The sequence below is a fragment of the Nostoc sp. CALU 546 genome, assembly GCF_048836525.1.
Genome location: NZ_JAWJTF010000211.1, coordinates 1 through 4,020 on the forward strand (window position 1 = coordinate 1; position 4,020 = coordinate 4,020).

The 4,020-nt window shown below is 39.2% G+C and carries 2 protein-coding genes; one reads left to right on the forward strand and one right to left on the reverse strand.

Going from position 1 to position 4,020, the window contains the following annotated elements; all coding sequences use genetic code 11:
- Positions 1-590: 590 nt before the first annotated feature.
- Positions 591-2,837 (forward strand): GumC family protein, encoded by a 2,247-nt coding sequence (locus RRG12_RS41620; protein WP_069072693.1) that lies wholly within the window; start codon positions 591-593, stop codon positions 2,835-2,837.
- Between the two features lie 151 nt (positions 2,838-2,988).
- Here RRG12_RS41620 and RRG12_RS41625 read toward each other — a convergent pair.
- A partial coding sequence (locus RRG12_RS41625; protein ID WP_420763191.1) for a choice-of-anchor Q domain-containing protein occupies positions 2,989-4,020 on the reverse strand: 1,032 nt, incomplete at its 5' end.

Consider the following 4,020-nt stretch of genomic DNA (forward strand, 5'->3'; position numbering starts at 1 on the left):
GAGATGCGTGAGAGGAAATATCAAGCTCCTAAACTGTTAGAGGCTTATGATAAAATTTTGCAAAGTTAGTAGCTACTTTAAATTTCAGAATCACTGTTAAGTGGGGCTGAGTAATGAGTGGATGTTTATGGTCAAAAATCACAACCTGACTAGACTGCCCGTTTTTTACTTGGGCTTAGGAATTTTTGGTTAACATGTTTATTTGATAAGGGGTAGAGCAATATAATATTCGAGGAAACAATTTAAGCTTTTGATAATCAAGAAATAAATTTTCATAATAATGGCTAATGACTGGCAAAGGTTTTTAATTGAACATCCTGCTGCTAAAGGGTTTATTTTTGCTAATGCAGTATAGTTAGGACACCGTTAACTCACCTCAAATCCCAAATTTACTAACGCTTTTGCTTAATAATGGGGTATGGAACACTGTTGCATATTTGTACCCAAATTGAAACTAAATTTTTAACTTAAATAGTCTATACTATTGTCATATTGTAAAATAATATCAGTATTGTCAATTGCAACTGCTTATGTGATTGCTCTAAGTCAATTTTTAGTTTCTTGTTTAAGACCTGTACTTTGGAAGATTTATGTCAGAAAAATCTATGGAATCTAGAGAATCTATTGATTTAGACCTTAATCGTTACTTGTTGATATTGAAGCGTTGGTGGTTACCGGCTGTCAGCATATTTGTGGCTACAGTGATTCTGAGTGCTGTATCTACAAGGTTTATGAAGCCAGATTATGAAGCAGAAGGAAAACTGTTATTCAGACTTCCCTCTTTTAAGGTAGCAGGAACTAATCTTTCGCCTGGTTCCTCTGAAGGAGGAGACTCAGGAGATTTGAAACCATTGGTAGCAACTCAAAATCCTATAAGCAGTCAGATAGAAGTTATTACTTCCCCCAAGTTATTGCAGCGGACAATAGATAAATTACAACTCAAAGACAACGAAGGTATACCTCTAGAGGTACAAGCTCTAAAAAAAGCCCTGAATCTAAAAATTATTGGTGGGACAGATGTATTGCTAATTAGCTATAGCAGTTCTGACCCCGAAGAAGCAGCGGCAGTGGTCAACACAATAATGAATTTTTATTTAGAAAATGATATTCTGACAAATCGCTCTGAGGCAGCAGCAGCTCGTCAATTTATGGCCAAGCAGCTTCCTAAAACCCAAGCTGCTGTTAATAATGCAGAAGTAGCGCTACGTATATTTAAGCAGAAGCATCAGATTGCAGATTTATCAGAGGAGACAAGGTCAGCCGTTGCGACTATTGGAAATCTAGATAATGAGATGAATAGTGTTAAAGCTCAATTAAATGAGGTAAATGCCCAAACCAATCAACTCCGTCAGAAAGTAGAGCTAAATTCTCAGGAAGCGATCGCAGTGAGTGCCCTCAGCCAGTCACCGGCAGTACAGGGAGTCCTTACACAACTTCAAGAAACCGATCGGCAGCTAGCGGTTGAGCGTAGCCGTTTTCTAGATGACAACCCCGTAATTATTAACTTAGAAGCAAGAAAAGCTAGTTTAAATTCTCTCTTGCAACAGCAAATTGGTCAGACTATTGGCAATCAAGCACCAGTTCCTCAGAGCCTGTTGCAGATTGGGGAACTTAGACAAAACCTGATACAAAATTTTCTCCAGTCAGAAATACAGCGCTTTGGGTTAACTCAAAGACTCTCTTCTCTATATAATTCTCGTTCTACCTACGAACAGCGGGTGAAACTCATACCCCAGTTGGCACAAAATCAGCGGGAATTAGAACGGAAAGTTGAAGTTGCAGAATCGACCTATCAAACTCTATTGAAAAAGGTTCAAGAATTACAGTTAGTTGAGAATACAAATACAGCTAGTTCCCGGATTATTGCTCAGGCTTTAGTGCCAAAAGATCCAGTAGCAGGCAAAAAAATAATTGTTTTGGTGCTGGGAGTGATGTTCGGTTTATTTTTTGCCACAACAACTATCCTCTTACTGGCTATGAGAGATAGATCTCTAAAAACACTTAAAGAAGTTAGAGATATATTTGGATATACTTTGCTGGGCATTGTTCCTTTGTCTGTTAAGAAGCTTCGCTCCCGTTATTCAGATACAGAATCAACAGTTCAAACAATCGCCGTCAGGGATACACCTCACTCTTTAACCAGCGAAATGTACCGGATGATTCAAGCCAATCTGAAATTCCTGAGTTCAGATAAAGTGCTCAAAACTATTGTGGTAACTAGCGCAGTTCCGAAAGAAGGCAAGTCTACAGTTTCAGCTAATTTGGCGGCAGCGATCGCTCAACTAGGACGTAAAGTTTTACTAATTGATGCAGATATGCGAGTTCCTTCTCAGCATCATCTATGGCAACTAACCAATGCAGTTGGTTTGAGTGAGGTTCTTGTAGGTCAGGCTGAATTTGACATTGCCGTATCCAAGGTAATGGATAGCCTTGATGTTTTAACTGCTGGAGTTAGACCTCCTAACCCACTTGCCTTGCTTGACTCAAAGCGGATGGCATCACTAATTGAGAATTTCTCATCTCAAGATAACTATGATTTTGTCATTATTGATGCTCCTCCCCTCCTTTTAGCAGCCGATGCCTTGACTTTAAGCCAAATGACTGATGGGATTTTGTTAGTCGCTCGACCTGGGGTAATTGATTCTAACAGTGCAGCTGCTGCTCAAGAAATGTTAGAGAGATCCAGTCACAACGTTTTAGGTTTAGTTGTGAATGGTCTCATTGATAAAAACGAATCTAGTAGTTATTTCAACCATGCGAAAGAATACTTTACTTATCAAGATTTGACAAAAGCGGTTAAGCGACAAAAACGTATTCCAGACAAAAGCTCTGTATAAATTAGGATTTTGTCTCACAAGTGAATTAGAACACCATAATGTTTAATTATCCATAAAATAAGAAGCCTGCGAAAGCAGGCTTCTTATTTTGTGTAACCGTAGACTTCAGTCTGAAAGAACTATGGACAGATAGCAGGACATGTTATTACGGTTACCTAATTTCGTATGCCCCAATATCATATGCACCACCAGCAGGACGAGGGTTATCGGCATGATCAGTTTTCAAATCCTTCCAATTGTAACCCCTGTTGATCGCCGGACTCGTTCCTTTGAGTCTAAAGTCACCATTTGGGGCATTTTGAAACTGTGGATCTGCAATAATATCGTTAGCTCCCCTCGCCTTCGCATCGATCACTGAACCATTGGGGTAAAGATTGTAGTTATAAGTGACGTTTTTATTCATGTAGCTGCTGTTCACATTTTTGCCAGCAACACCATAAACAAGGTTATTGTAAATCCTGATATTATTTGAATAACCAGCATAGACTTGCCCTTTTTTTGACAGTTCTGGACTTTGCTGATTCAAATATGCTGTGTTGTTGACAATATCGATATGCTCACTTTCATGGGCATGAATACCTGAACCGCCATTCCTGTAGCTAATATTGTTTGCAATTAAAGTCCGTCCTCTATATGCACCATTTGGACCCTGTTTTGAAAGATCGATAATAATGCCATTACCGTCTGTGATAATTCCACGTTGAGCCCAGGGAACGTAATTGCGATTGTTGTAGACCCTGTTATTAGTCACGAACATCTTGTATCCCTGGTTGTTGTCAGTATTCCGACTCTTCAAGAACGAAATACCGCTGGTACCATACATACTGTACCAGGCGTTATTGAACACTGTGTTATTATCAATCTTCACATAATCAGCGGAGATTACTGAGATACCTGCTCCTCCACAGTTATTCACTTTGTTGTTTAGAATATTTATGTGACGAACAGAACTATTGCGTCCGTCAATACTTATGCAGCTTCCGTTTGTAAGCGGATTTGATCCATTAGTCTTCTGACTTAATGCATAAGAAAGGGTTATGTTTGCATTGTTCCCTATGACCTCTAGCCCGTCGATCTCAATATATGAAACTCCATTTGACAATAGGATACCATTCCATGTATTGTGCCGACTTTTTGGGAAATGTCCAGGATATGCTTGATACTTAATCCATGCATTTGCTCT